Raw genomic sequence first — 290 nt, 5'->3', positions numbered from 1 at the left:
CGCGTCAGTGATTAATCCGTGGGAGACAGCATGAGCGATCCCGCAACGAAACTGGAGCCGCCAACAGCCAACCTAGGGCAATCAGGTGCAGCGGCCGACACGAACGCCGTTGGTTCTGGTCCCCCCGCCCCTTTGCCGGAGGCGGGCGCCGGCCTGCCGGCGCATCTACAACAACTGGCCGATCGGGCGCGAGGCTACGTCGAAGCCGCCAGCTCCGCCAATACCCGACGCGCCTATGCCGCGGACTGGAAACACTTTTCCGCCTGGTGCCGGCGCCAGAATTTTTCACC

1 pseudogene is annotated in these 290 nt (G+C 65.2%); it reads left to right on the top strand.

Annotated features, from left to right (window positions below):
• Positions 1-30: 30 nt before the first annotated feature.
• Positions 31-290: pseudogene (locus AC2YI2_RS35250) on the top strand (integrase); the annotation flags it as partial.

It is taken from the genome of Rhizobium sp. SRI_017 (assembly GCF_057586295.1).
The sequence above is the reverse complement of the archived record's forward strand: the minus strand, read 5'-3'. Positions and strand labels throughout refer to the sequence as shown.